Annotated in this window: 24 protein-coding genes and 1 tRNA gene; 9 read left to right on the forward strand and 16 right to left on the reverse strand. The window is 65.3% G+C overall.

The window, feature by feature from the left end; translation table 11 throughout:
* Nucleotides 1-19 precede the first annotated feature (19 nt).
* On the forward strand, nt 20-841 hold the full coding sequence (locus IBJ06_RS09610) for a TIGR00282 family metallophosphoesterase (RefSeq protein WP_292159670.1): 822 nt from the start codon (nt 20-22) through the stop codon (nt 839-841).
* On the opposite strand, the gene IBJ06_RS09615 is transcribed toward IBJ06_RS09610, so the two are convergent.
* From IBJ06_RS09615 to IBJ06_RS09625, 3 genes are all read right to left on the reverse strand, one after another.
* The gene (locus IBJ06_RS09615) at nt 838-1,194 is read right to left on the reverse strand and encodes a DUF1428 domain-containing protein (RefSeq protein WP_292159672.1); all 357 of its coding nucleotides are present in this window, start codon (nt 1,192-1,194) and stop codon (nt 838-840) included. The two genes, IBJ06_RS09610 and IBJ06_RS09615, sit on opposite strands and share 4 nt — an antisense overlap.
* A 33-nt stretch (nt 1,195-1,227) precedes the next feature.
* Complete coding sequence (locus IBJ06_RS09620; protein WP_292159674.1) at nt 1,228-1,596, reverse strand: hypothetical protein; 369 nt, start codon at nt 1,594-1,596, stop codon at nt 1,228-1,230.
* A 63-nt stretch (nt 1,597-1,659) separates the two neighbouring features.
* Nucleotides 1,660-2,016 carry a nuclear transport factor 2 family protein gene (locus IBJ06_RS09625; RefSeq protein WP_292159677.1) on the reverse strand — a complete coding sequence of 119 codons (357 nt, stop codon included), beginning with the start codon at nt 2,014-2,016 and terminating at the stop codon, nt 1,660-1,662.
* 84 nt (nt 2,017-2,100) lie between these two features.
* Between IBJ06_RS09625 and IBJ06_RS09630 the strand changes: the two genes are divergently transcribed.
* Nucleotides 2,101-3,249, forward strand: coding sequence for a cupin domain-containing protein (locus IBJ06_RS09630; RefSeq protein WP_292159679.1), 1,149 nt, complete (start codon nt 2,101-2,103; stop codon nt 3,247-3,249).
* Between the two features lie 61 nt (nt 3,250-3,310).
* Here IBJ06_RS09630 and katG read toward each other — a convergent pair whose 3' ends face one another.
* From katG to IBJ06_RS09645, 3 genes are all read right to left on the reverse strand, one after another.
* The gene (gene katG / locus IBJ06_RS09635) at nt 3,311-5,518 is read right to left on the reverse strand and encodes a catalase/peroxidase HPI (RefSeq protein ID WP_292159680.1); all 2,208 of its coding nucleotides are present in this window, start codon (nt 5,516-5,518) and stop codon (nt 3,311-3,313) included.
* Between the two features lie 155 nt (nt 5,519-5,673).
* On the reverse strand, nt 5,674-6,678 hold the full coding sequence (locus tag IBJ06_RS09640) for a hypothetical protein (protein ID WP_292159682.1): 1,005 nt from the start codon (nt 6,676-6,678) through the stop codon (nt 5,674-5,676).
* A gap of 194 nt (nt 6,679-6,872) precedes the next feature.
* Nucleotides 6,873-7,226: a hypothetical protein gene (locus IBJ06_RS09645; protein ID WP_292159683.1), complete on the reverse strand. Its 354-nt coding sequence runs from the start codon at nt 7,224-7,226 to the stop codon at nt 6,873-6,875.
* Between the two features lie 263 nt (nt 7,227-7,489).
* Here IBJ06_RS09645 and IBJ06_RS09650 point away from each other — a divergent pair, with 263 nt between their 5' ends.
* The 3 genes from IBJ06_RS09650 (at nt 7,490) to ligD (ending at nt 13,193) form a co-directional block, all read left to right on the forward strand.
* Nucleotides 7,490-9,700 (forward strand): TonB-dependent receptor, encoded by a 2,211-nt coding sequence (locus tag IBJ06_RS09650; RefSeq protein WP_292159685.1) that lies wholly within the window; start codon nt 7,490-7,492, stop codon nt 9,698-9,700.
* Nucleotides 9,701-9,782: 82 nt separating this feature from the next.
* On the forward strand, nt 9,783-10,655 hold the full coding sequence (locus IBJ06_RS09655; RefSeq protein ID WP_292159687.1) for a Ku protein: 873 nt from the start codon (nt 9,783-9,785) through the stop codon (nt 10,653-10,655).
* Nucleotides 10,656-10,658: 3 nt separating this feature from the next.
* Nucleotides 10,659-13,193, forward strand: coding sequence for a DNA ligase D (gene ligD / locus IBJ06_RS09660; protein WP_292159689.1), 2,535 nt, complete (start codon nt 10,659-10,661; stop codon nt 13,191-13,193).
* 6 nt (nt 13,194-13,199) lie between these two features.
* Here the strand turns inward: ligD and IBJ06_RS09665 are convergent, their stop codons facing one another.
* Both IBJ06_RS09665 and IBJ06_RS09670 read right to left on the reverse strand, forming a co-directional pair.
* Complete coding sequence (locus tag IBJ06_RS09665; RefSeq protein ID WP_292159691.1) at nt 13,200-15,323, reverse strand: amylo-alpha-1,6-glucosidase; 2,124 nt, start codon at nt 15,321-15,323, stop codon at nt 13,200-13,202.
* 44 nt (nt 15,324-15,367) lie between these two features.
* Nucleotides 15,368-16,474, reverse strand: a complete 1,107-nt coding sequence (locus IBJ06_RS09670) for a glycosyltransferase family 4 protein (protein WP_292159693.1) — start codon at nt 16,472-16,474, stop codon at nt 15,368-15,370.
* Nucleotides 16,475-16,612: 138 nt separating this feature from the next.
* Here IBJ06_RS09670 and IBJ06_RS09675 point away from each other — a divergent pair, with 138 nt between their 5' ends.
* Nucleotides 16,613-17,158 (forward strand): type 1 glutamine amidotransferase domain-containing protein, encoded by a 546-nt coding sequence (locus tag IBJ06_RS09675; RefSeq protein WP_292159695.1) that lies wholly within the window; start codon nt 16,613-16,615, stop codon nt 17,156-17,158.
* 70 nt (nt 17,159-17,228) lie between these two features.
* Here the strand turns inward: IBJ06_RS09675 and IBJ06_RS09680 are convergent, their stop codons facing one another.
* Entirely contained in the window at nt 17,229-17,786 is a 558-nt protein-coding gene (locus IBJ06_RS09680; protein WP_292159697.1) for a DUF4142 domain-containing protein, read from the reverse strand.
* 177 nt (nt 17,787-17,963) lie between these two features.
* Here IBJ06_RS09680 and IBJ06_RS09685 point away from each other — a divergent pair, with 177 nt between their 5' ends.
* Both IBJ06_RS09685 and IBJ06_RS09690 read left to right on the forward strand, forming a co-directional pair.
* Nucleotides 17,964-18,167 (forward strand): hypothetical protein, encoded by a 204-nt coding sequence (locus IBJ06_RS09685; RefSeq protein ID WP_292159699.1) that lies wholly within the window; start codon nt 17,964-17,966, stop codon nt 18,165-18,167.
* A gap of 15 nt (nt 18,168-18,182) precedes the next feature.
* A complete protein-coding gene (locus IBJ06_RS09690; protein WP_292159701.1) occupies nt 18,183-18,692 on the forward strand; it encodes a YetF domain-containing protein in 510 nt (169 codons plus the stop codon).
* 150 nt (nt 18,693-18,842) lie between these two features.
* Here the strand turns inward: IBJ06_RS09690 and IBJ06_RS09695 are convergent, their stop codons facing one another.
* Both IBJ06_RS09695 and msrA read right to left on the reverse strand, forming a co-directional pair.
* Nucleotides 18,843-19,277 carry an MmcQ/YjbR family DNA-binding protein gene (locus IBJ06_RS09695; protein WP_292159703.1) on the reverse strand — a complete coding sequence of 145 codons (435 nt, stop codon included), beginning with the start codon at nt 19,275-19,277 and terminating at the stop codon, nt 18,843-18,845.
* Between the two features lie 3 nt (nt 19,278-19,280).
* The gene (msrA, locus tag IBJ06_RS09700; protein ID WP_292159705.1) at nt 19,281-19,928 is read right to left on the reverse strand and encodes a peptide-methionine (S)-S-oxide reductase MsrA; all 648 of its coding nucleotides are present in this window, start codon (nt 19,926-19,928) and stop codon (nt 19,281-19,283) included.
* Nucleotides 19,929-20,060: 132 nt separating this feature from the next.
* On the opposite strand from msrA, the gene IBJ06_RS09705 reads away from it, so the two are divergent.
* Nucleotides 20,061-20,150, forward strand: a tRNA-Ser gene (locus tag IBJ06_RS09705).
* A gap of 57 nt (nt 20,151-20,207) precedes the next feature.
* Here the strand turns inward: IBJ06_RS09705 and IBJ06_RS09710 are convergent.
* From IBJ06_RS09710 to IBJ06_RS09730, 5 genes are all read right to left on the reverse strand, one after another.
* Entirely contained in the window at nt 20,208-21,347 is a 1,140-nt protein-coding gene (locus IBJ06_RS09710; RefSeq protein ID WP_292159707.1) for an ATP-binding cassette domain-containing protein, read from the reverse strand.
* Between the two features lie 124 nt (nt 21,348-21,471).
* Nucleotides 21,472-22,173, reverse strand: coding sequence for a hypothetical protein (locus IBJ06_RS09715; protein ID WP_365812454.1), 702 nt, complete (start codon nt 22,171-22,173; stop codon nt 21,472-21,474).
* A 253-nt stretch (nt 22,174-22,426) separates the two neighbouring features.
* A complete protein-coding gene (locus tag IBJ06_RS09720; protein WP_292159710.1) occupies nt 22,427-23,356 on the reverse strand; it encodes a sulfotransferase in 930 nt (309 codons plus the stop codon).
* Between the two features lie 129 nt (nt 23,357-23,485).
* A complete protein-coding gene (locus IBJ06_RS09725; RefSeq protein ID WP_292159712.1) occupies nt 23,486-24,592 on the reverse strand; it encodes a cytochrome P450 in 1,107 nt (368 codons plus the stop codon).
* Entirely contained in the window at nt 24,565-25,665 is a 1,101-nt protein-coding gene (locus IBJ06_RS09730) for a prenyltransferase/squalene oxidase repeat-containing protein (RefSeq protein WP_292159714.1), read from the reverse strand. Before IBJ06_RS09730 ends, IBJ06_RS09725 begins: the two co-directional genes overlap by 28 nt.
* Nucleotides 25,666-25,724 lie beyond the last annotated feature (59 nt).

The following is a 25,724-nucleotide window of genomic DNA, read 5'->3' on the forward strand; positions in this document are numbered from 1 at the left end:
CCTCCCCCCGGTCGGCCGCATGAGGCTGGCATTTTTCGGCGACGTGGTCGGAAAGTCCGGCCGCGACGGCCTGTCCGACCATCTGCCTGGCCTGAAGCGCGACCTGAAGCTCGACTTCGTGGTCATCAATGCCGAGAACGCGGCGGGCGGTTTCGGCATCACCGAGAACACGGCCCGCGATCTGTTCAACGCCGGGGCCGATGTCCTGACGCTGGGCAACCACAGCTGGGACCAGCGCGAGGCCCTGACCTATATCGTGCGCGAGCCCCGTCTGATCCGGCCCGTCAACTATCCCCGCCTGATGGATGCGCCGGGCCGGGGGGCCGACGTCTTCACGACATCGGATGGCCGCCGGGTGCTGGTCATCAATGTGCTGGGCCGGGTGCATATGGACCCGATGGACGATCCGTTCAGCGCGGTCGAGCGCGAACTGGAAGCCGCACCGCTGGGTGTGGTCGCGGATGCCGCAATCGTCGACATCCACTGCGAGGCGACCAGCGAGAAGATGGCCATGGGCCATTTCTGCGACGGGCGCGCCAGCCTGGTGGTCGGCACACACACCCATGTTCCGACCGCCGATGCCCAGATCCTGCCCGGCGGCACCGCCTATCAGACCGACGCCGGCGGCTGCTGCAACTATGATTCCGTGATCGGCAACGACAAGGAAGAACCCCTGCGCCGCTTCACCACCCGGCTGAGCGGTGGCCGCTACCAGCCGGCGTCGGGCCCGGCGACCGTCTGCGGCGTCTATGTTGAGACCGACGACCGCACGGGACTGGCTGTCCGGATCGAGCCGATCCGTATCGGCGGCCGGCTGAGCCAGGCTGTTCCAACGATCTAACCGTTGTCGACGATCGGGGTAAAGCCGCCGTAGATCATGGTCTTGCCGTTCATCGGGCCGTTGCTCATGTCGCATTGCATGCGAGGGTCGGTCATGACCTTCTCATTACAGGCGTCCCGCGTCGCCTTGTCCGGATATTCGATCCACGAGAAGATCACGACCTCGTCCTCTGCCTGCTGCACCGCGCGGGGAAAGGATGTCGTCTCGCCATAGGGCACGTCATCTGCCACCGCCTCGACGGTCCGCAGGGCGCCGTACTCGCGCCAGACCTCGGCGGCGTCGGCAGCGATCTTGCGATACTCGTCCAGCCGGTCCTTCTTCACCGCCAGCACATAGCCGTCGATATAGGTCATGATCGTTCTCCTCCGGATTTGCAGCTGCCGGATTTATCGCCGCCGGCAGGTCTGGCGCACGCGGATGGCCATAGACCGCTCACCGGCCTCGGAGGCCATGCGCCGCGCATCCTCGCACTGGCCGGCGTCCATCAGGGCCTGCACTCGTTCAGCAAGGGCGACCCGCTCGGCACCGTAGCGGGCCTCAGCCTCCTCGGCCGTCATCTGTTCGGCTTCCAACCGGGAGCGATATTCATTGCCTTCGTGACGGCGAAGCTGATCATCCGTACTCATGCGCCCTATGGCACCGCCGCTGGCCTGCTGGGCGGTCGGCGGTGCGCCGGACTGGGCCAGGCTGGGCGTGGCCAGCGCCAGCATGCCGGTTGCCAGAAGCGTCGCGGTGATCATGGATGACAGTCGCATGGGTCTCGTCCTCCCGAGGCTGAGACCTCACTCTGGCCGCGGCGCATGGCCGTGGCAATCGCCTCAGAAGCCCTGGCGGAAGAAGTAGGTGGTGCGTTCGCGGATCAGGCCGTCCTCGATCCGGTAGGCGTCAGCGAAGCGCTCGTGGATCGGGGCACCGTCATGCCCACGCCCCTCGACCAGGCCCATGGCCACAGCCCGGTCGCCTTCGCAGACGATCTCGTCGAGCAGGATCTGCGATGTCTTGGCGCTGCGAAGGCGACGGTAATAGTCGATGACCGCCTCCCGACCGGACAGGACCGGCAGGCCCGGACGGCGATAGATCACCTCGGGGTGCAGGCAGGCCTCGAGCACATCGTGATCGCCCAATTCTATGGCGGCCAGCGACCGCTCGATCAGGGCGCGCGGATTGGGTTTCATGGGCGACGGCCTCTTCATGCGGGCATCCGGCAGCCGGGCGTCGGATTGATCGACACGGACGGTCGGTGGCGCTAGCGTCCGGGTATGCCAAGTCTTGCCGATCTGATCCATCCCGTAACCCTTGATCGCTTTCGTGCCGAGGTCGAGGGCAGGGCACCCTTGCACATCCCGGCCGAGGGAGAGACGGGGGCTGCGCGTCGCGGTCTGCTGGACTGGGCCACTTTCAACGACCTACTGGCGCAGAGCTCGATCTGGACCCATGCGAGCCTGCAACTGGTGCACAGCGGCAGGCAGCTTCCGGCCGAGACCTATTGCGCCGAAGTCCAGACCATGTCCGGACCCGTCGTTCGGCCATCCCCGGCCAAAATGCAGGTGATGATGGCAATGGGAGCCACGGTCGTCGCCAATGATGTGGGGGCGCTGACACCCCCCCTGCGCTCGGTCTGCGACACCCTGCGCACCACCTATGCCGCCTCGGTGGCGGCCAATGTCTATTGCTCTTTCAAGGGGGTGCAGGGGTTCGGACCCCACTATGACACCCATGATGTCTTCGCCGTGCAGACCGAAGGCGAAAAGCTCTGGCGGCTTTACCGCAACCGTGAGTCCGATCCTGTCGACTATCCTGGAGAGGGCGAGGAGGTCCGTCGCTATCTGGCCTCGGCCTGTGGACCCGTCATGCGGGAAGTCCGGATGCGGCCCGGAGACGTCCTCTATATTCCGCGTGGCTGGTACCATGACGCACTCGCCGTCGAGGGGGCCTCGCTCCATGTGACCTTGTCCGTGACTCCGCTCTACGGACGTATTCTGTTCCGCCTGCTCGAGTCCGCGGCCATGCAGGATCCGGCATTCCGGGCCTGGCTGCCCCCGGCGACGCGGGACGAAGGCAGGCCACTGGCGGCACAGCTGGCTGATCTGGGGCAGCGGTTGGCGGCGCTGGCGGCCAGCCCGGCTTTCGTGCAGGAGATCGCCATGACCCAGCAGCGCCTGATGGGGCGATCATCCGACTACTGTTTGCCGGAGAGGATATCCCTGACGCGATACAGCCCGACAGGCTTGATGCCGCCTGTCGTTCGTGGCCCGGCCTCGGTTGCCATGGAATGGGCCATGACCCAATCGGTATTTGTTCTTGAGGACATGATCGCCCAGTTCGACTTCGTGCCTGAGGCGGACCTGCGTGCGGCGATCGAGGCCGCCGTCCACGCCGGTGCGCTCAAGCCGGTCGCCGGGGCATAAGAAAACACCCGGACGCAGGCCTCTGCATCCGGGTGTCTTTCAGTCGGTTCGGGCCGCCAGATCAGTTCAGGTCGAAGCGGTCCGCATTCATCACCTGCACCCACGCCTTCACAAAGTCGCGCACGAATTTCTGACCGGCGTCGGCCGAGGCATACACCTCTGCCAGCGCCCGCAGCTGCGAGTTGGAGCCGAATACCAGATCGGTCCGGGTGGCGGTCCACTTTTGCTCGCCCGAGTTGCGGCAGGTACCCACGAAGGTCTCGTCCGAACTGTCGTCGACCTGTTTCCAGGCCGTGCCCATGTCCAGCAGATTGACGAAGAAGTCGTTCGTCAGCTGGCCGGGACGGTCCGTGAAAACGCCATCCTTCGAGCCCTTGTGGTTGATGCCAAGCACCCGCAGACCGCCGACCAGCACGGTCATCTGCGGCGCCGTCAGACCCAGAAGTTGCGACCGGTCGATCAGCAGCTCTTCCGTAGGCACGTTGAACCGCACCTGCAGATAGTTTCTGAAGCCGTCAGCGCGGGGCTCCAGCCAATGGAAGCCGTCGATCTCGGTTTGCTCCTGCGAGGCATCGGTGCGTCCCGGGGTGAAGGGCACCTCGATGTCGTGACCGGCGGCGCGGGCCGCCTTTTCGATACCGACGGAACCGCCGAGCACGATCAGGTCCGCGATCGAGACATTCTTGCCCGAGCTTGACTTGATGTCCTCATAGACCTTGAGCACGCGGGCCAGTTTTTCCGGCTCATTGACGTCCCAGTCCTTCTGCGGCGCGAGACGGATGCGACCGCCATTGGCACCGCCGCGGTGGTCCGAGCCGCGATAGGTCGAGGCCGAGGCCCAGGCCGTGCGCACCATGTCCGCCACCGACAGGTCCGAGGCGGCAATCGCATCCTTCAGATCGCGGATGTCGGCCCCGGAGAGGGTCGGTCCCGTGTGGGCCGGGATCGGGTCCTGCCAGATCAGGTCTTCGGCCGGAACCTCGGGGCCGAGGTAGCGGGCCTTGGGGCCCATGTCGCGGTGGCACAGCTTGAACCAGGCGCGCGCGAACTGGTCGGCGAAATAGGCCGGATCGGCCCGGAATTTCTCCATGACCTTGCGGTATTCCGGGTCGAATTTGAACGCCATGTCGGCGGTCGTCATCATCGTCGGCACCCGCTTGCCGGGCGTGTGTGCGGCGGGGGCCAGGGTGTCGTCCGGATTGCCGACCGGCTGCCATTGCTTGGCCCCGGCCGGGCTGCGGACCAGCTCATAGTCGTGGTCCAGCAGCATGTCGAAATAGGACATGTCCCAGGTGATCGGGGTCGGGGTCCAGGAGCCTTCGATGCCCGAGGTGATGGTGTGATCGCCCATGCCGCTCTCGTGGCCGGACACCCAGCCCATACCCTGCTGGGCGATGTCGGCGCCCTCGGGGCTGATCCCCACCTTCTTCGCGTCGCCCGCGCCATGAGCCTTGCCGAAGGTGTGCCCCCCTGCGGTCAGGGCCGCTGTTTCCTCGTCATTCATACCCATCCGGCGGAAGGTCTCGCGGATGTCGCGGGCCGACTGCAGGGCGTCCGGGACCCCGCCGGGGCCTTCCGGGTTCACATAGATCAGACCCATCTGGATGGCGGCCAGCGGTTCCTCCAGCGCCATCTCCTTGTCGGGCTGGATGCGGGTCTCATTGCCTTCTTCGCCGACCCATTTTTCCTCGGTGCCCCAGTAGACGTCCTTTTCAGGCTCCCAGGTGTCGGCGCGACCGCCACCGAAACCGAACACCGGCCCGCCCATGCTTTCAATGGCGACATTGCCGGCCAGGATCATCAGATCGGCCCACGACAGGCTGGCACCATACTTCTGCTTGATCGGCCAAAGCAGGCGCCGGGCCTTGTCGAGGTTGCCGTTGTCGGGCCAGCTGTTCAGGGGGGCAAAGCGTTGCTGACCGGCCCCGGCCCCGCCGCGTCCATCGGCGGTGCGATAGGTGCCGGCCGAGTGCCACGCCATACGGATGAAGAAGGGGCCATAATGGCCATAGTCCGCCGGCCACCAGGGCTGGCTATCGGTCATCAGGGCATGCAGGTCACGCTTGACCGCCGCATAGTCCAGCTTCTTGAAGGCCTCGGCATAGTTGAAGTCGTCGCCCATCGGGTCGCCGGTCCGGCCCTGCTGGTGCAGGATGTCGATCGCCAGATGGTTCGGCCACCAGTCGCGATTGGTGCGGCCCAGAAGCGAGCGAAGCGCGCCGCGCTGCTTCCTGGGGTCGCTGAGGGGGTCGCCTGCGTTTCCGTCCATGCCTTGATCTCCCGGGTGATGTGGGCCCCGGTGCAAATCCGGGGACGTGACCGGACCAAGGTATCAAACCCTCGACAATAGGCTAAGACTATTTTCTGATGCTGAAGATAGATTGCGTTTATATACAGGCCTGCGGAAGGAGCGATCCTCGGGCGTCAGCGGCGGAAGCCCAGGGTGACCTTGATCTGGTCGACCGGCGTAAAGCTGGTGAGATCATTCCCGTTTTCATAGGTCAGACCCACACTGTAGGGGCTGTACTTCGAAGGCAGGAAGTTGAGCGAGACACGAGCCATGGCGGCGTCCGCCTCATCGCCTCCCACAGTCTCGAAGAAGGCGTAGGATCCTGACAGCATCCAGTAGGCTTCGCTGTCGCCGGCGCGGATCCACCACGAGGCCGAAAGTCGGGCTCCCAGCCGGCTGAACTCGCGGCGGTCCACCAGACCGGCCTTGTCCCCGATCTCGTCGACATCGACATAGTCACCGGTAAACCAGAGACTGCAGTTGCCGCCACTCACCGGATTGTATTCACCGTCGCGGCTGAGGGCAGAGGCACAGATATCGCTGCCGGCGAAGGGTTCGAACTCGAACTGGGCGCGATAGAGGGCCGAGTTGAAGTCGTCGTCGGTTTCGTACCCCGCGCTCCAGGACAGAAATCCGACCTCGCCTTCAAGTGCAAAGGTCAGGTCATTGACAGGTTTGGTGCCAGAGCGACGTTGATAGGCGACGGAGGGGCTCACGGGGCCCCAAAGAGGAGCCGAGAATCCGACATAGATATCGACCTCGGTCGTTTCCTCGCCGCTCTCGCGATTGTCCAGCCAACTCAGTGTGGCGAAGGGGCGGGTCTCGAACTTCTTGGCTTTGCCCGAGTCGCCCACGCTGGTCACGATCAGCGTGTCCCGCCAGTCCGATGCCGCAGCCAGGCGTGGCCCACAGGGGAACCGGATCCACTGCTCCGCCTGGCGGTTCAGGAACAACCGCCCCAGATCGCCGACAGGCGCGTCGGGCGAGATGACCACATAGCCCGGCGTACCGGCTTCATTGTTCAGCAGATTGTCCACGGCAACGTCGAGTGTGCGTGCGGGTTCAAGAAGTGGACTGTCGGGATCATTCCGCCACTCGGCCACCCGGTCGCCAAGTGTGTCGGATGCAATCGCTGCCAACGCCCTGCCCCGCAGAGAAACATCGGCCCCGAAAACCAGAGCTGCGATGACATCTTCATGCGCAATCCTGTCCTGGCTGCACGGCAAGCCTTGTAGAATCGGAGGCTTGGGATCCCTCGCCGCCTGGGCATTGGCCGCATGGGCAATAGCTGCGAAAGCCAGAAGGGCGACTGTCAGAATTCCTGCCCTGCGGATCATTTCAGAGCCCTCAGACGAGAGAGGACTGCATCGTCCTTGCTTACCTTCTTGAACAACCATCCCCAGGTGGCGATCTTTACGGCGGCATAGGTCGAGGTGACCTTTTGCTTGCCAAGAAATTCTTTGGTGGGCCGGTAGGAGGACTTCAACTTCACGTTGATATCCTGCACCAGCCTTTCAATAAAGGACTGCAGGGTTGCGGCATCGTAGGAGTGGGTCCCCGGGCCTTCTCCCATCGGAAGGTAGTCCCTGGGGGTCAGGTGGGGCCGGTCCGCCTTGAGGATATGCCCGGCGCAATCGCTGACCAACTCGTACAGGATATCCCCGTCGCGCGTCCCGCCTTCTGACATGTTTATTCCCCCTGACGACCTATTAGAAGATGTCACAATCACAGGTCGTGTCAATGAACATTGTTATCTTGTTCCAGGGGGGGGTAGGCCTTGAAGATTAATGACAGCCCCCTCGGGTAATTGTGGCCATCGCGAGGCCTTCAACCTGTCCCGGATTTAACTTGTCCGGCCGCAGCGGCGTGCTACCGCCCGGATCACCACACCTCTCTGTAGCCAAAGGCGAATTGACGCCTCTGGGGCTGAATTTCTGAATCGGGCTGAACATGTCGAACCGCACACTGCTTCTGACGACGGCGCTCTTCTTCGGGTGCCTGCTGTCCGCCGCCCCGGCCCTGGCCCAGGACGCCAATCAGGATCCGCCGGTTGCCGCCGAAGAGGAGGAGGATGAAGAGTCCACCGAGGTCGACGAAATCCTCGTTCAGGCCACCCGCAGCGACATCATCACGGCCGCCGACCGGATGATCTACAATGTCTCCAACGATGTGCAGGCCCAGACCGGTTCGGTCGCGGACGTCCTGCGCAATGTCCCGGGTGTCGAGGTTGATCTGCAGGGCAATGTCAGCCTGCGCGGCGACGGTAATGTCACGATCCTGGTGGACGGACGTCCATCCGCCATGCTGCGCGGCGCCTCGCGCGCCGATGTGCTGCAGGCCATGTCGGGCAGCCAGATCGAGCGGGTGGAAGTGATCACCAACCCGTCTGCGGCCTTCAGCCCCGAGGGCAGCGGCGGGATCATCAATCTGGTGACCCGGACGGCCCAGCCGTCGGTCACCTCTGTCGGCGTTCGCGCCTCATGGGACGGCGGTGAGCGCGGCAACCTGTCCCTGAGCGGCAGCCGTACCAAGGACGGCCTGACGCTGTCGGGCGACATCGGTCTGCGCCACAACGTCAGCGACGTCGAGAGCGAGTCGAGCCGCCTGCGCCCCGGCGCGTCTCCGGCCGCGACCATCCTCGAGGAAAGCGTGGCGACGGGCGAGAACACCAATACCTTCGGCAATGCCCGTATCAGCGCCGACTATGACCTCAATGCGCGCGACCGGATCAGCGGCGAGCTCAGCTACCGCGCCTTTGAGGCCGAGAATGACGGGCTGCAGATTTTTGAGCGTGCGAATGGCCTCGGAACGGTCAGCGACCGCTATGAACGGCTCCAGACCGGCAGCTTCGCCAACAGCAACGTCGGCGGTCGCCTGTCCTGGCGTCGCAAGCTTGAGGGCAATCAGCACGAACTGGCCGCCGATTTCGAGGTGGATTCGAGCCGGTCGGAGCGCGACCTGGACCTGTTTTCGACAACCCAGATCGGTAGCGAGCCCGATTTCGTGCAGCGCACCGGCGGGGACAACCAGCGCAACGCCTATGGCTTCAAGCTCGACTATACCCGACCCATGGGTGAGCGTCGCCTGCTCAAGATCGGCTATGAGGGCGATCTTGGCATGGACGAGTTCGACTCGTTCGGCTGGCGCGGCCCGGACGAAGCCAGCCTTGCCCCGGTCGCGGCCCTGACCAACCGCTTTGACTATGAAGAGTGGATCCACGCCGCCTATGTCACCTATGAGCGGCCGTTCGGCGATCTGGATGTCCAGGCGGGTCTGCGGATCGAACAGGTCGACTTCACCCTCGACCAGATCACGGATTCGATCACCGTCCAGCGCGATTACCTGAAGGCCTATCCGACGCTGAATTTCGGCTATCAGCTGACGGACAGCCAGCGTCTGCGCGGGGGCTACAGCCGCCGGATCAGCCGCCCGTCGCCCCAGGATCTGAACCCCTACACCATCTATATCGACCCGCAGAACCTGCGGCGCGGCAATCCCGATCTCGACCCGGAGATCACGGACTCGTTCGAGCTGACCTGGCAACTGCGCAGGGGGCCGACCTTCTATGCGGTGACGGCCTTCTATCGGGACAGCAGTGGCGGTGTGACCGATGTCTCGCAGGACCTCGGCGGCGGCGTGGTGCTGACCACCCGCGAGAACCTGGGCGAAAGCCAGCGCACCGGCGTCGAGTTTATCGTCAATGGCCGCTTCGGTCCCAAGGTGACCTACAACGCCTCGGGAACCCTGTATCAGCAGGACATCAGCATTCCCGGCATCGCGGGCGGCATCGAGCGCAGCGGGACCAGCGGCACGGCGCGGGCCTCCATCAACTGGTCGCCGACCGACACCGACTTCTTCCAGCTGAACGGCTTCTATGTCGGCGAACAGATCCAGGCCCAGAGCGAGCGCAGCGCCTTCGGCATGCTGAACATCGGCTACCGGCGCAAATTCACCGATAACTTCAGTCTGGTTCTGACGGGCACCAACATTCTGGACACGGCCGAGATCGACTCCTTCACCGACACGCCCGCCTTCCAGGACCGCAGCCGGGTGAGGTTCAGCGAGCCGACCTATTACATCGGCCTGACCTATACCTTTGGCAGCAGCCCGCGACGCCAGGAGCCGGCCTTCGACTTCGGCGCGCCCAGCGTGCCGCAGTAGGTCAGGGATCATCGCGCCGCTGCCGTAACACGCGAACCCGGGGGCTTCTGGGGTGTTCTGACTCCGCGAAAGGGAGTCATCCATGGCAGCGCGCGCTTACTGGCAGGGCAATATCCGTCTGGCCCTGGTGTCCATACCGGTAGAGATCTATGCGGCGGTGAAGTCCGGCGCCTCGATCAGCTTCCGCCAGATCCATGAACCGTCGGGCAAGCCGATCTCCTATGAAAAGGTCGTGTCCGGTCTGGGGCCGGTGGACCGCGACGAGATCGTCAAGGGCTATGAGGTCTCAAAGGGCAACTACGTCCTGCTCGACGATGAGGAGATCGAGGCCGTCCGCATCGAAAGCAAGAAGACCCTCGACCTGGTCCAGTTCGTCGAGGCGCACGAGATCGACCCCCTCTATTTCGAAAAGCCCTATTACGTCGTGCCGGCCGATGATCTGGCGGAGGAGGCCTTCATCGTCCTGCGCGAGGCCCTGCGTGCCGCGAAGAAGATCGCCCTCGGCCAGCTGTCGGTTCGCGGCCATGAAAAGCTGGTCGCCCTGAAGCCCTGCGGGAAGGGTCTGCTGCTGGAAACTCTGCGGTACGGCGACGAGGTGCGCCAGGGGCAGTCCTTCTTCAAGGGCATAGGCACGGACAAGCCCGAGAAGGCCCTGATCGACCTGGCCAGCTCGCTGATCGAACAGCGGACGGCCCCCTTCGACGCCTCGGAATTCCATGACCGTTATGTCGATGCCCTGAAAAAGCTGGTCGAGAAGAAGGCCAGGGCCAAGGGCAAGAAGGTGCTGGAGGACGTCGAGGAGCCCGCCGCAGCGACCGGCGGCAATGTCATCGATCTGATGGCAGCCCTGAAGAAGTCGGTCGGCGACAGCGGCGCCAAAAAGACCACCACGAAAAAAGCCCCGGCCCCCAAAAAGGCGCCCACCGCCAAACCGCGGGCGCGGAAGCGGGCCTGATCCATGGCGCGCAAGGCCAAATCCCGAGCGGACGATCTGCTTGCGGAATACAACCGCAAGCGGGACTTTGACCGCACCGCCGAGCCGCGGGGCGAGGCTGCCGACACCTCGGGCGGGGACCGCTTCCTGGTCCAGAAGCACGACGCCACGCGCCTGCACTGGGACCTGCGGCTTGAGATGGACGGGGTTCTGAAAAGCTGGGCGGTCACCCGGGGGCCGTCCGCCGATCCGGACATCAAGCGGCTGGCGGTCCGTACCGAGGACCACCCCCTGTCCTACGGCGGCTTCGAGGGGATCATCCCCAAGGGCGAATACGGCGGCGGCACCGTCATGATGTGGGATCAGGGACGTTGGGAACCGGTTGCGCGAAAGTCAGCCGACGACCTCGAAAAGGGACACCTGCACTTCGTCGTCCATGGCGAGCGTATGAAGGGGGAGTGGATCCTGATCCGGCTCAAGCCGCGCAAGGGCGAAAAGCGGGAAAACTGGCTGCTGCGAAAGGTCGACGATGCCCATGCCGCGGCCGGCGACACCCTGATCGAACGGGGGCTGACCAGCGTGCTGACCGGTCGCACCATGGCCGAGATCGCCGCCGACAAGACCGGCAAACATGCGCTGGCCGGCAAGACCGGCAAGGCCTTCACCGAGGTCATGGCCGAGGCCGCCGCTCATACCCAAAAGGCCCGCAAGCGGCGCAAACCGGTCGTCTCGCGCCCTCCCGCCTTTCGCGCGCCCCAGCTGGCGACGCTGGTCGATGCCGTGCCCGCCGGCAACGGCTGGATGCACGAGATCAAGTTCGATGGCTATCGTGCCCTGGTGTCGGCGGCGGGCGGCAAGGTCACGATTTTCACCCGCACGGGCCTGGACTGGACCGACAAGTTCGGCCCTCTGGTGGAGGTGATTCAGGGACTGGATCTGCCCCCCTGCCTGATGGACGGTGAGATCGTCGCCTATGACAGGAAGGGCAACCCCGACTTCTCCTCGCTGCAGGCCGTGCTCAAGCGGGGTAAGGGCAGCCAGACCCCGGACGATGCCCTGGCCTTCCACGCCTTTGACCTCCTGTCGCTGGACGGCGAGGATCTGACATCCCTGTCGAACATCGAGCGCAAGGAACGGCTGGAAGCCCTGCTGCACGTCGCCGGCCCCCCGATCCACCTCACCGACCATATTATCGGCGCGGGCGAGACCCTGTATGAGTCCCTCTGCAAGGCAGGGCAGGAGGGCATCATCTCCAAGCGTATCGACGCCCCCTATCGGTCCCGGCGTACCCGTGACTGGCTCAAGGTCAAATGCACGCTCCGGCAGGAATTCGTCATCATCGGCTGGAAGGCCTCGGCCGCCCGGGGCCGCCCCTTTGCTTCCCTCCTGCTGGCCCAGAAGGAAGGCAAGACCTGGATCTACAAGGGCAATGTCGGCACCGGCTTCACCCAGGATACGATGGAGGATCTGGCCCGGCGCATGAAGCGGCTGGAGCGCAAGACGCCGCCGGCCGAGGTGGACCGGGCGTCGGCGCGCGGGGTCACCTGGCTGAGACCCGAGCTGGTGGCGGAGGTGGCCTTCAGCGAATTCACCGGGGATGGCAATGTCCGTCACGGCAGCTTTCTGGGGCTGCGGGGGGACAAGCCCGCTGCGTCCGTCACGCCCGAGGTGGCGGTCAAGGCCAAGGCTCCGCCCTCGCCCGGGGTTCGCGTCACAAACGCCGACCGGGTGATCTTTCCGGAGAGCGGTCAGACCAAGGGCGAACTGGCGGACTACTATGCCGCTGTCGCGCCGCTGATGCTGCCGTTCGCGGCGCGACGCCCGATCAGCCTCGTGCGCTGTCCGCAGGGACGGGCGCGCCAGTGCTTTTTCCAGAAGCACGACAGCGGCAGCTTTGGCCCGCATGTTCACGCCGTGCCGATCCGCGAGAAGGACGGCGGGGCCGAGGACTATCTGTACATCAAGGACGCGGCCGGGCTCGCGGCCTGCGTCCAGATGGGGACCATCGAGTTTCACGGCTGGGCCTGCCGCACAGACGATGTCGAGGCCCCCGACCGCATGATCTTCGACCTTGATCCGGACGAGGGGCTGGATTTCGGCGATGTGATCCGCGCGGCCCGCGATATCCGCCGCCGCCTGTCGGACCTCGGCCTGGTCAGCTTCGCCATGCTGTCCGGGGGCAAGGGGGTGCATGTGGTCGTGCCTCTGACGCCCGGCCATGACTGGGACGCGCACAAGGATTTCTCGCGCCGGTTCGCGGGGGCTCTGTCGATGGCGGAACCTGACCGCTTTACCGACACCATGAGCAAGGCCAAACGCAAGGGACGGATCTTCATCGACTGGTTGCGGAACCAGCGCGGCAGCACGGCTGTCCTGCCCTATTCGGCGCGCGCCCGGCCGGGTGCCCCCGTCGCCGTGCCGATCACCTGGGACGAGCTGGACGGCATGAAGAACGCCCATCCGTATTCCATCGCCGATGTCGACACCCTGCTGGATCGGGCCGGCCAGAAGGCCCTGTCGGGGTGGGGCTTCGCCAGTCAGACCCTGCCGGACGTCTGACGCGCGTCAGACCATCAGGGCGATGTCCAGTCGGGGCCCGCTACGATGACGCGGCCGAACCGTGGCCGTGCCATCGACGGTGGTGAAGTCCAGATCGAACCGGCTGTCACCGACCTCCAGCCCGGTGACGCTCAGTCGGTCAATCCCGCTGGGCAGGCGCGGACGGTCGATCTGGATACGACCCTCCAACGCATCGATCCGTATCCCGAGACTGGCCTGCAGCAGCAGGAAGACGGATCCCGCCGCCCAGGCCTGGGGCATGCAGGCGACCGGATAGGGAACCGGCGGCTCGCCGGTTTCCAGCGTAAAGCCACAGAACAGTTCCGGCAGTCGCATGTCGAAATTGACCGCGGCGGCATACAGGTCGTCGAGCACCCGGGCGACCGCCTCACGCTCTCCATAGTTGGCCATGCCCGCGACGCAGAGCGCCGTATCGTGCGGCCACACCGACCCGTTGTGATAGGACATGGGATTGTAGCGCGGCTGCTGCGTGGCCAGGGTCCGAAGGCCCCATCCCGTGCGAAAGCGCGCCGACAGCAGGGTGCGGGTGACACGCGCGGCCCGGTCCGGAGCGGGCAGGCCGGAAAACAGCAGATGGCCGGCGTTCGATCCCAGCACCCGACAGGGCTGACCCTCGCCGTCCAGGGCAAGAGCGTAGAAGCCCGCGTCCTCCATCCAGTAGCGGGTCTCGACCTCCGCCTTCAGGCGAAGGGCCCGCTCAGACCATTGATCGGCGTCGGCGTGTCCGAGCGCCCGGGCCATCTCGGCCATCGCCTGCCACGCCTGATAGGCATAACCCTGAACCTCCAGCAGGGCGATCGGCCCCTTGGGAAAGCGCCCGTCGGCGTGAAAGATGGAGTCCTCGCTGTCCTTCCAGCCCTGATTGGCCAGCCCGGTATCACGTCCCCGCTGATAGTCGATCAGGCCCATGCCGTTGGCGCGACCCCGCCGGTCCATCCAGTCGGCGGCGGCCAGCAGATTGGGCCAGAGGTCGCGGATGAAACCCAGCTCACCTGTCCGCCGCGCATAGGCCCCCGCCAGCGCCACGAACAGACAGGTGGTATCGACCCCGCCGTAGTAGAGACTGAACGGCACCTCCTTCAGGGCCGCCATCTCGCCGCCCCGCGTTTCGTGCATGATCTTGCCGGGCTCGACATCCCGGAACGGATCGGTGGACGTCCCCTGTCGCGCCGCGAGATAGGACAGCACCCCGCGCGCCAGACCTGGATCCAGCCACAGCATCTGCCAGGCGGTGATGATGCCGTCCCGGCCAAACGGCGTGGAGAACCACGGCACCCCGGCATAGGGGTAGGGGCCTGTCGGCAGGTCGGTGGTCAGGAGCGCGACATCCGCCCGTGACTGGTCCAGCCACTGGTTGAAGCGCGGACTGCGCAGGCCCCGCACACCGCCGCCGCGCCGCCGCCTGGCCCGCATGGCCAGGCGCGCCTGAACCGCCGCCAGCCGCCAGCGGGCCGTGTCCGGACACGCGCAGGGCTCGGCCCCCGCCTCGATGAACAGATCGTACCGGCTGCCCCGGCTGAGGCACAGCTGGAAGCTGGCCTGCCCCTCCGACATGCGGGCCGGGGGTTCGGAAAACGACAGGCAGGTCTGCCGCGCCACTCCGTCCAGCCCCTCGTAGGCAAAGCATATCTGTCGGCCGTCCCTGACAGGGTCCGCCAGCTGTCCCCTCGTCTCCCGGTGCATGCCCCGCACCTCGAAGATGTCGCGAAAGTCGGCCCCGTATTCGATCATCAGGGGCACGATGACATCGTCGATCCCGTGGTTGGTCAGGCGGATGCGCTCATACATCCGCTCCTGCCACAGGAAGCGCCGCCGCTCGACGTGGATGATACCGGCCGGTGCCGACCGTCCGCCCATCGGGGGCAGGGGGCGATTGGTCGCCTGGCAGATAAAGAAGACATTGTCGTCCGACAGGGCCGTGCTCAGCCGCGACGGCGGGGCACCCCCCACCAGAAGGCGAAGGCGGGACAGCATGCGTGTATCGCGCAGAAAAAAGCCGTCCGCCCCCCCGGTCAGATCGCCCCAGGCATCGGCGACGAGGAAGGCATCTCCCTCCTTGAGCGGCAGTATCCGGCCCAGCACCTCAACCGAGGCCTCTGCGTCAATCATGGGGGAGTCTCCTGCGTGAGACCCTGTAACGCATGGGAAGACGATCAGGCCACGGCGACCGCGGGCGTCGGCACAATCTTCAGCGAGGGGGGCAGGGACGGCATATCCGGCGCGGCGTAGGGCGTGCGGGCCAGCAGTTCGCGATAGATATCCAGATAGCGGTGCGCCATCGCGGTCGCGGAAAAGCGCAGCTCGAACCGCGCCCGGATGGCTGACCGGTCCAGCTGAATGGCCTTGCGCACGGCAGCCACGGCTTCATCCAGGTCATCGACCAGATAGCCCGTCACCCCGTCCTCGATCACTTCCGGGGCGGCACCGCACCGATACGCCACCACGGGCGTGCCGCACGCCATGGCCTCGATCATCACCAGGCCGAACGGCTCCGGCCAGTCGATCGGGAACAGGAAGGCATCCGCCTGGCCCAGGAAGTCCGACTTGGCCGCATCGCCGATCTCGCCGACGAACTCGACCAGCGGATTGTCCAGCAGCGGGCGGATTTTCGTCTCGAAATAGACGGTGTCGGCGGCATCGACCTTGGCGGCGATCCTGAGCGGCATGCCGAGCCGCGTGGCGATCTGGATCGCGCGATCAGGACGCTTCTCGGGGGCGATCCGCCCCAGGAAGGCGAGATAGCCCGAGGGTCTGGCGTTGAAGCGATACAGGTCCGCATCCATGCCGTGCTGGACGGTCGCCGACCAGTTGGCCCAGGGCAGGGGCTGGCGCTGATTATTGGAAATCGAGACCAGCGGATACCGGGGCCACCGCTCATAGACGCCGCCCAGATCCTTCAGGTCCAGGCGGCCATGCAGGGTCGTCACCGTCCGCTCGGCCCGGTCCTCGAAGAACGGGAAATGCAGCATGTCCGTGTGGAAATGGATGATGTCGAACTGGTCCGCGCGCCGCCGTACCTCGGCCAGCATCGACATGTGGGCGGCGAGGTCCGACTTGAGCGGAGAGGGGTCCAGCCGGATCGCCTGATCCCTGACCGGCACCAGCCGTGCGCGCGTCCGGGCCTCTGCGGAGGAGAACAGGGTGACCTCATGGCCCAGGTCGACCAGCGCGTCGGTCAGGTGCGCCACCACGCGCTCGGTTCCGCCATACAGCATGGGCGGCACAGCTTCGTACAGGGGAGCAACCTGGGCAATTTTCATGATGGGTCCGATCAACACTGCGACAGCCCCTCTTGAAGCCGCAGCGGTCGATCCCGGTTCCAATGTCCGCCAGCCGACAAAGGAACGGGTCATCGGTCGCGGGATTATCGTGTCACCCTCAAGGAAATGGAGATCACCATGACCCGGACGCTTGCCGGAAAACATATCGCCGTTCTGGCCACCGACGGTTTTGAACAGGTCGAACTGAGCCAGCCGGTCGAGGCGTTGCGCGCGGCGGGCGCGACCGTCGATATCGTGGCCCCGGAAGCTGGGGAGATTCAGGGCTTCGAGCATCATGACAAGGGTGACAAGGTCGCGGTCGACAAGACGCTGGATGCTGTCTCCGCCGGTGACTACGACGGCCTGGTGCTGCCCGGAGGCGTGATCAATCCCGATGCGCTCCGGCTCGAGGAAAAGGCCATCCGGTTCATCGCCGCCCTTGCCGACGCGGACAAGCCGATTGCCGCCATCTGCCATGGCCCCTGGACGCTGATTGACGCCGGGCTGGTCAAGGGGCGTCGCATGACCTCCTGGCCGTCGCTCAGGGTCGATCTGGAGAACGCCGGCGCGGAATGGGTGGATGAAACGGTCGTCATCGACGGCAAGCTGGTCACATCCCGCAATCCGGACGATCTGCCCGCCTTCTGCGACGGCATGATCAAGGTGTTCGCCGGCGCGGCATAGCCGAACGCACCCGGCCCGCATCCGCTATTCGGCAGATGCGGGCCTGATGCCAAGGGGGAGGCGCGCCGCCCTAGTTGTCCAGCGCCCGGGCCTGTTCCAGATGCGCTTCCAGTCGGGGTACGACATTGGCTGCGTGGGCCGCCAGCTGCGGAGCGTCGCTGTTGTCGGCGAAGCCCTGATGCAGGGTCAGCGCCTCCTGGTGGGCGGCGATCTGCTGGTCGATGAAGACCTCATCGAAATTGGCCCCGGCATCCCGCAGGTTATCCAGCAGACCCTGGCGGCGCTGGTCCAGCTCGGTCGGGATCTGTACGTCGATCTGCTGGCTCTGGACGACGCCTCTCAGGGCTTCGCTGGCGGCCGTATGATCGTTCAGGATCATCTGGGCCAGAGAGCGGACCTGGGGATTCTGGCTGCGTTCGAGCGCCAGTTCGGCGGCGCGAATTTCGTACATGTCGCCCATGGCGGCCGAGGTGACATAGCCCTCCACCGTATTGGCCCCCAGCGTCATGGCCGAGGTCTGCCCCACGGGGACGGACACCGCGTCCTGGGTCGCGTTAACCGGGTCCTGTTCTCCACACGCCGCGAGCAGGGCGCCCGCAGCGGCTACGGGTATAAGTATCTTGTACATGGCATTCTCCCTCGGGATTAAGCTGAGATACAGCAAATCCCCGAAACAGGGGGTCGTTCCAATGTACAGAGTCTGAGGCTGACGCTGCCCCCGGATTCACGTGCCAATAAAGCAAAGCTTGTTTGACGATCCGGCGACCGTCCCTCGCGAAACCAATGCGGTCCGCGGGGTGTTGGAATGGAATATCTGCTTGAGGAGATCTTCATGGACCCGACCATTTTCTGGGCCTTTGTCATCATTGGCGGCCCCATTCTTCTGGGGCTCGCGGCCCTGTGGGCCCGCAGTCGCGCGGCCAGGCGCAATGCCCGCATCGACCCGGGCACGGCGGGCGATGACCCTTCCAAGGGCCTGGCGGATACAGACGAGCCCACCCTTCGGTAGGGACGACAGGATCAGATGATCTCCGCCGGCAGCGAACTTCTGCACGCCGTCATCGGGTCGGAAGACGGGTCGATCAACGCCTGGCAGATGTCGATCCGCGGCGCGTTGATCTTCGCGGTGGGGGTACTTGCGGTAAGGGTGGCGGCCTCGCGGGCCTTTGGCAAATGGACCCCCCTGGACATCATCTTCGCCGTGATCGTGGGCTCGAACCTCAGTCGCGCCATGACCGGCAGTGCGCCTTTCCTGCCGACGCTCGCGGCCACCCTGGTACTGGTCGTCCTTCATACCTTCCTGGCCCGGGCGGCGGCGCGCTGGGGCTGGCTCAGCTATCTGGTCAAGGGCGGACGCGTACAGCTGGTCCGTGAAGGAGCGGTCGACAGGGCCGCCATGCACAGGGCCGGGGTAGGGGACGGAGACCTGCATATGGCCCTCCGAACACACGGGCTCGAGCATCTGAACTCGGTCCAGGATGCCTATCTGGAGCGGAACGGGGACATGACCTTCATCCCACGCAAAGACCGCTGACGTTGGGCTTCGAAGCCACGTCTCCGGGTTTGTGGAAACGGATCATCGCCACTCAAAAGCAGGACGAGCGAAGTGCTACTCCGTTCGGCGTGAGCCGTCGCACCGGTCTTGCCACGGCTGACGCCGATATCGCCGGCCCCCTTCCGGCGCTCACGCGCCACCTTCACAGGCTCCGCGCTGCCCTGTGATGAACCTCTTTCTTTTCCCTTCTCCCCATCGGGGGAGAAGGACCGCTGAGTCGACGCCCTCAACTATAAAACCTGCCCCGAAATTCCCTATCCCTTTCAACGCCCCCACCGTTTCTCGCACCGTTCTTCCCGACCGGGTCGCGGGGTGTGCAACCCTCTGCCTGTCTCCGTCGCAGGAGAGGCGCCTGGCCATATAGGGGGCGGGTGCCGCATGGCCGGCCTCGGTCAGCACCTCATAGGCGATGTCCGATACCTTGAAGCTCAGCGCGCCCTCGCCGCCGACGATGGCGAACATCTTGCCGCCGACCTTGTAGACGTCGTGATCCTCGCCGAACGAATGGGCCAGCGTCGTCGCCGGCAGCGCCAGACAGACCCGGCCGATCCCCGCCCGGTCCATCGATCAGGCCTCCACGCCGATACCGATAGGACAGACCACGCCGGTCCCCCCGATCCCGCAGTAGCCCGCCGGGTTCTTGGCCAGATATCCCTGATGATAGTCCTCGGCGTAATAGAAGGGGCCCAGGGCTTCGATCTCGGTGGTGATCTCTCCCCGACCGGCCTTGGCCAGCGCCGCCTGATAGGCTTCCCGCGACCGCGCCGCCTCCGCCTTCTGGCCCTCGTCGCCGTAATAGATGGCCGACCGATAGGTGGTGCCGATGTCATTGCCCTGGCGCATGCCCTGGGTCGGGTCGTGGTTCTCCCAGAAGGCCTTCAGCAGGTCGCCGTACGAGATGACCGTCGGATCGAACACCACCTTGACCACCTCGGCATGGCCGGTGCGCCCGGTGCAGGTCTCCTCATAGGTCGGATTGGGCGTGATCCCGCCGGAATAGCCGACCGCCGTCACCCACACCCCCGGCAGTTGCCAGAAGACGCGCTCGACGCCCCAGAAACAGCCCATGCCGAACACAGCTGTCTCGAACCCCTCGGGGTACGGCCCCTTGAGCGGATTGCCGCTGACAAAATGCCGCTCATCGGTGGGCAGGGGTTCGGCGCGGCCAGGCAGGGCGGTCTCGGCCGTGGGCATCTGGGTCTTTTGCGTCAGCATGGCGGGTCTCGATCAAAACTGGGGAGTCAAGGCATATGGGGTGCCGCCCCCCGCTTGCCGAGAGGGCCAGTCTGTTCTATCAGCCTCGCCTCTCGCGGGTCGACTGCCCGCGCGTTTCCGCGATGTGGAAATGGACAGGTGGCGGAGTGGTCGATCGCGCACGCTTGGAAAGCGTGTGTACGTGAAAGCGTACCGAGGGTTCGAATCCCTCTCTGTCCGCCATCGCCGGGCGCCTCGCATCACTCCGGTGTCGCCGTCCCTCCACGGATACTGCAGGCTTCACGGACCCGGCGCGTTCCATTCCACCTCGACCGTTACCAGCTGATTCCTCGCCATACGGATATTGGACAGTTCATCCATCGGTGCGCGGACTTCGAGAACCGCCGTGGCCGAGGTCTGGCCCCCGTCGATCAGCGCCTGACGGGTGGGTTGATCAAACAGGCCGATGCGGATCAGATATTGTCCTCCGACCAGAGGCAGGCTGGGGAGAGTGCACGACAGCCGACCCTCGCCCGGTTCGATGCCGACGGGCAGGAGCGAATAGTTTCCGGTGATGCATACTCCGAAATCCGCCGTCCATATGGTGAAGCCCCAGAAGATCCGGGTCGTCGTCGTAGAGTCATAATCGACGGAAACCTCGAGACCGCCCCCTGTCTCCAGCACAGGGCCCGCGAGGGGGCGAAGTCCGATCCGGCGGAGCGTCACCGGTCCCTCCCTGGACGCGGGCACGGATCCAGCGGTGGCAATCTTTTGCGATTGCAGCATCTGGTTCAGGATTTCGACCGGATCGCCTGCCGCGACCAATTGGCCCTTGTCCAGAAGCAGGGCCCGCTGACAGAGCAGCTGTATGTGATTGACGTTGTGGGAGACGAACATCAATGCCCCGCCGCCCCGCAGATAGGACTGCATGTGCGCGATGCACTTTCGTTGAAACCCCAGATCCCCGACCGCCAGAACCTCATCGACCAGGAGGACATCGGGCTTGAGGCTGGCGGCCAGCGCATAGGAAAGACGGGCCTTCATACCTGTGCTGTAGGACTGGAGCGGCGCGTCCATATAGGCGCCCAGTTCGCTGAACTCGAGCACCTCGTCCGCCAGCCGCGCTGTCTCGGCCCGGGTCAGGCCCTGCAGCACCGCCGAGATCGCGATATTCTCGTACCCCGTCAGCACGGGGTTGAAGCCGACACCCAGTTCGATCAGGGCACCCATCCGGCCGCGCCGACGAACCTCGCCCCGGTCCGGTCTGAGGAGACCCGAAAGCAGCCGCAGCAGCGTGCTCTTTCCGGCCCCGTTCCGTCCGATGACGCCGAGCGCCTCGCCCTTCCGGAGTTCGAAGGACACATCGTCGACGGCCCAGAATTCCCCGGGCCGCAGGTCACGGCGGGAGGGAAACCCGAACTCCCCGGCGATATCGTGCACGCCATAGCGCAGTGCCCTCGCCAGATCGGGGCAATGCTTTCGCCCAAGCGAGCTTGCGGAAAGAACGACATCGGACGTCACGCCAGCCGCCTGCGGCAAGGGGATCGGGATATGTCTTTCTGGCTCATCCCAACCGGCCAAATACATGCGGGCGGGCAACCCTATAGAGCAGGCCCGCAATCACCAGCCCGCCCATGGCCACCAGCGCCACCGGCAGAAAGCCCGCGGACGGCTCGTCGCCAAAGAACCACCCGCGGGTGGTCTGGAGCAGCGGCGTGACCGGATTGAGTTGCAGAAGGCTGTCGCGCGGGGCGGCATATACGACCGGCGTCAGGAAGAACCCGAACCGGGTGACTACGGCCAGCATCCGGCCCACGTCATCATACAGCATTCCCAGCGGGGCGATGATCAGGCCAAAAGACAGACCGAGGCCCACCAGGCCGAGAAGGCCCAGAGGCACGAACAGCAGGGACGGGCCCACCGGGACCTGAAAGATCGCCATCACCACCGCGACCGCCGCGAGTCGCACGGACGCGTTCAACAGCACCTCCAGCACGCCCGCGAAAATGAACGCCTCATGCGGAGCGGTGCTCCGGATCATGGTGTACCGGTTGGCGGTCAGCTGTTGCAGCGGGGCGTTGAGTGCCTCGACGAACACCTGCCACAGCACCACCCCGAGGAGGACGAAGACACCGTAGGGATGTCCGGAATCGGGAAGCTCAATGATACGCCTGGACTGCACATAGATGCACACGAGGGCGGTGGCCGCCGCGGGGATCAACAGCCAGAGATATCCCAGCCAGGACTTGCGGAAGCGAACCTTCATACTGCTCTGGAACAGCCGGAGCCCAGTGGCGGGCGCTGCGGTCAGATCGACCCATGCGTCTCGCAGGAACCGTCCCGGTTGCGAGAAAGCCGATCGGCTGTCGTAGACAATTTCTCGCTGCGATGGAGGCGGGGCCATGATCGCTGTGTGCCCTACGCCCTGCCCCTCTGCAATGCCGGCCTGCCCGCAATTCCCGGGATACGGCGAAGGCACCGGAACAGCGCCTTCCCGCTTCAGGGACGGGTCCGGCCGATCACGGCTCCGGGTGAAGATAGTCCGCCGCATAGGGACCGTACTCGGGGAGGGTGCGAAGACAGTCCGCCCTGCCGCGACATCTTTCCAGAAGGCCGGGATCAACCCATGCGGCAAGGCCGGGCGATGGGCCATGCCAGCGGTCCAGCCCCCGCGCCACCCACGCCAGGCGGCCGTGAAAGATCTGCCGGACATAGCTGCGGAATATCCTGTCCCGGAGGCGACGCGGCAGCGGCAGCGCCTGCAGAAGCCGGCCGATCCGGGGGTACCATGCCAGCTCGGCTTCGCTCAGCGAAGGATTGACGCGCCCCATGGGGCCATCAAACGGCCCGATGCCAAGCCGGGCCTCCAGACTCCGGAGAAACCGGCTCTGATCGTCGCGGAGCAGTTCATAGGGAAGGACGATGACCCGGTCTGCGCCAAAGGCGGACCGGTACAGACCGATGACCGCATCATAGTCCCAGGGCATCTCCCGTGACAGGCTTTCTGGCCCCTCCATGCCACCGGTTCGAACATACTGGGACCAGGAAGAGAGGATCATGGATCGAAACCCCCGGGTCACGATCAGGATGGTCGCGCCGGGAAAAAGCGCCGCCAGGGCGTGGCACGCGCGCCGCTGGCGTTCAGTCACATCTCCCTCATAATCGACCACCACGTCCTTCGGTCGACCGCCTGACCACTTTCGCGGGGCCGTGAATCCTTCGGCGCTCGTGACACGCCACGGGCGTGCGGGGGTGCCGGACGCCGCGTGGCGGATCACCTCATAGACGTCCTGGAACCCTGCGAGCCCCCCCTCGGCATAACGCACGTCGGGGTGCCCCGCGAACCAGCGCTGCAGGAAGGTCGATCCGGCCTTGGGAAAACCGACATGGATCAGATGCCGCGCGGTTTCGACGGGATCTCCCGGCCCCGAATTCTGCACCCTGTCCACCGCTCACCTCTTTCGACGGCAGAGCTCGACCTGCCGGAAACACCCCGCGATCCCGCGCCTGGTCGACATCCGGACCCTTCCCGTTAGATACATCCGCGCCCTCGGGCAATCCGGCGAAGGGCGCGGCGTTCAGGTACGCACCCGCAGCCTTCTGGGAGACAAGGCCGTCATGGTGTGGAAGTAGTCGATCTCCGAGAGCGGCTCCGCGGCCTCGAAAGCGGGCGCCCGATCGAGAAGGGTGTTGAGCGCCGCCGCCACCACGCGACGGGCCAGGGGGGCCCCCACACAGCTGTGAATTCCCCCGCCGAAGGCCAGTTGGCGGCGTGCCGACCTGTCCAGCCGCAACTCATCGGGCGAAGGATAGATCGTCGGGTCCCGATTGGCGGCACCGACGCACAGATAGACGGAGCTTCCGGCCGGAATCTCGACGCTGCCCAGACGAGCCCTGGCGGTCGTTGAACGGGGCAATATGTGTTCGGGGGGATGAAGCCGCAGAACCTCTTCGATGAAGGCAGGCAGCACCGTCCGATCGGCCATCAGCGCCTCGCGAACCCGGGGTTCTTCCAGAAGGCGCAGGATGCCCCGACTGATGACCCGCTCCGTCGTCGTCGTCGCGGCAAGCCAGAGAAGCCGCACGAGACTTCGCGCTTCGCCCGGTCCGATCGTGCCACCGCCGTCCGAGATCAACTGCGCCATGAGGGTCGAGCGATCCGCAAGCCGGTCGAGCGTGGCGAGCACCGTCGGCAGCGGCGTCGCCTCCTCCAGACGGTCGATTTCCGAGACCACCGCATCATCCCAACCGATGATGGCGGCCCCGACATCGCGACTGATGGCGTAGCCATAGCCCTTCACGATATCGATTTCGCCGCCCAGCCTTCCGCGCGCGGAGTCTTCCGCGACCTTCGTCAGTCGGGCCAACTCTGAAGCCGAGAAATATCGGGAGATCAAAGTCCGGACCGGCCGATGCCTCGGCGGGTCGGCGGCCAGCAGAACGGCGTCCATGTCGCTATAGGGACGGTTCGAAAACACCTCCGGCTGCTCGAGGGCCGCCTTGACGTCATCATAGCCCAGCACGATCCACGCGCCGTGATGCCGCAACCACTGAACCGACCGCTTGCGCCGAAGACGCGCGTAGTGCGGAAAAGGGTCCCGCGCAATCCGATGGTCTGAGAGGTCGAGCGGAGGACGCCGAAAAAACGAAAACGGATTCAAGCGTGCGTCTCTCCCCTGGAACATGCGGGGAGGCGCGCGTCGCGTCCGCTCCCGTAAAGCGTGCGCCACCGGGCGAGCGCTTCCAGACAGAAGGCGGTGGTCAGCTCCTCGGACCCCCAGCGCGGTGTGTCGGGATGCGGCGGATCGAACGCACCCTTCTTCCCCCGCAGCCGTCCACCGAAATACAGCGCACCGCGTGGCCAGCCGCCGTTCGCCTGCTGCAGGGTGAGCAGCGCCTCGATCGCCGCCTGTCCCGGCGACCGGTGACAGTACATCAGGGCGCAGGCGGCAAGCGCGGCATCAAGCGCATGGGCTGGACGCGTGCCTGTCAGCTTGTCTTCCAGGAGACCCGCCGCCTCCGGCATCGCTCCGCCGATCGCGCGGGCGACGAAATACCAGATGGCAAAAGGATTCTCATACCATTTGTCCGACTCGCTCTCGGTTCCACTGCGCAGGATCTCGAGCAGATGTTCGACAACGGGCGCGGTGTCCTGCCCGATGCCCAGATAGTGGACCGCGTTGGCGTTGACCACGGCATCGACATCCCCGGGGCGCGCCGAGGTGCGCGTGAAAAACATATAGAGCACCGCCGGATGGCGGAGCTGAGCCCAGACGATACGCCGGTGCCCGCGAGCGGCGTTCCACTCCCACCGCAGCGTGAACCAGGTGTAGAAGAGTCCGCTGCGGGTCCGATTGGCCAGGATCAGCCGGCGGTTGTCGGGAAGGCTGAGTCCCCCCAGGCGGAGCGCCGCGGAGGCGCAAGCGGTGTCATCCATATCCGGGGGCAGGGTATGCTGATGCGGGTGCCCCCTCGGCCAGTGCTTCCACAGTCCGCCGGGCTCCATCTGGTCGACGAGAAACGCCAGGGCCCTGGATCGGATGGGGTCGGCTTCCGGAGCAAAGGCCAGGGCCTGGGCCGCCAAAGCAGTCGGAAAGATCGACGGGTCAGAGGTGCAGTCGCCGCTCATCGCCGGATCGGTGCTGATCAGCACGTCAAAGGCCCCGTCCGGCAGTTGCCGTTCGGCAAGGAAATCGACAGCTCGCCTGATTGCGTCATCGAGCGCGGTCGCATGACCGACCGCAACCGTTTCACTCATGGAGTTCGCTCCCGTCGCACGACGCTGGCATGCGCCGGTCCCCGGCGCAACAACTGAAG

Origin of the sequence: Brevundimonas sp. (assembly GCF_016742135.1) — a bacterium.
Classification (GTDB): domain Bacteria; phylum Pseudomonadota; class Alphaproteobacteria; order Caulobacterales; family Caulobacteraceae; genus Brevundimonas.